Annotated in this window: 2 protein-coding genes; both read left to right on the top strand. The window is 50.9% G+C overall.

The window, feature by feature from the left end:
- On the top strand, positions 1-456 hold a 456-nt coding region (locus AD663_RS29185), incomplete at its 5' end, for a hypothetical protein (RefSeq protein ID WP_218187219.1).
- A 138-nt stretch (positions 457-594) separates the two neighbouring features.
- Positions 595-1549: RHS repeat-associated core domain-containing protein (locus AD663_RS28900; RefSeq protein WP_157062713.1), on the top strand; the 955-nt coding region annotated here is incomplete at its 3' end.

Raw genomic sequence — 1549 nt, 5'->3', positions numbered from 1 at the left:
ATAGCCAATAATCACTCAACACCCGAAACAATATTTGGCATTCCTAATAAGCCCCCGGAGAGATTAAAAAAATTCCCTGCAGAAGGTCCAGCCCGAAGCTCCTTTGCGCCTCGAAATGGTCAACAATCAAAAAGCTCTAGCGGCTCAGGCGCGCGCACAATAAAGGCACGCGAGTATGACGAACTCATCGACGACCTATTAAGGGAATACCCAGACAGCCTAGTACCGATAAGACAGAGTCTTGAAACTGATTTTCACACCGCCACCAGCGCTTTAGCAGAACTTCAAGCCAACAAAGCCCCTAGAGCCACTAGAGCCACTAGAGCTACTAGAGCCATGCAGATGGAACGTGACCGTGCATACTCTAGAGTTACAGTTGCTCGACAGGGCGGCAAACTGCAGTTCCTTGAAGACAACAAACGGGCCGTCGAGGCAATTCGCAAGAACAAGAAATAGAGCGAGAGTATCTGCTCTTCACCTGAATCAGCTACCGAGCCCGCCCATAGCCCTCCGAACTAACAGTTCTGCTAGTAGACGAGCTCCCAAAAATATCCGAGTCTGACACAGCCCAGTTCACCAAACAGAACCCAGCCCATGTCAGCGCCGCCAATGAAAATCCTGTGCCGCTATCAATATGACCCACTGGATCGCCTCGTAGGCTTGAAGCCTTTGGAGAACCCAGGTACACAACGTTTCTATCAAGAAGACGAGTTGGTTAACGAGATAGAGGATCAATCGCAGCTGACAATCATGCGTCACGGCCCCCAGCCGCTGGCGCAACGATCAGGCACCGCCGCCGCCGCCGCCGCCGAGACGACGCTGTTGGCAACGGATCAACAACGTTCGTTGCTCAGGACAGTGGCGGATGCAGACTCGCGACAGATGGCCTATACCGCCTACGGTTATCGCACAGGGGAAAGCGGTTTGAGTTGTCTGCTCGGCTTCAACGGGGAGCGGCCTGAATCGATAACTGGGCATTATTTGTTGGGACAGGGTAACCGGGCTTTCAATCCGGTGTTGATGCGGTTCAACAGTCCGGATGAGTTGAGTCCTTTTGGGGATGGGGGGATTAATGCGTATGCTTATTGTGGGAATGATCCGGTTAATCGGTATGATCCGAGTGGGAATATTGCTTATCACCTGATACAAAGGCGTAACGCATTAGCCGAAATAGCTAGTTTGCCGATACAAAGACCCGCAAGGACTAGAACTCCTCCCATTGTTACCCACACCTCCAAAACCGAAACCAACCAATCAGTAAAATTGATAGCCAATAATCACTCAACACCCGAAACAATATTTGGCATTCCTAATAAGCCCCCGGAGAGATTAAAAAAATTCCCTGCAGAAGGTCCAGCCCGAAGCTCCTTTGCGCCTCGAAATGGTCAACAATCAAAAAGCTCTAGCGGCTCAGGCGCGCGCACAATAAAGGCACGCGAGTATGACGAACTCATCGACGACCTATTAAGGGAATACCCAGACAGCCTAGTACCGATAAGACAGAGTCTTGAAACTGATTTTCACACCGCCACCAGCGCTTTAGCAGAAC

Origin of the sequence: Pseudomonas sp. Q12-87 (assembly GCF_001269755.1) — a bacterium.
In the GTDB taxonomy this organism is placed as follows: Bacteria; Pseudomonadota; Gammaproteobacteria; order Pseudomonadales; family Pseudomonadaceae; genus Aquipseudomonas; species Aquipseudomonas fluorescens_S.
This window is presented reverse-complemented; position numbering and strand designations above follow the sequence as displayed.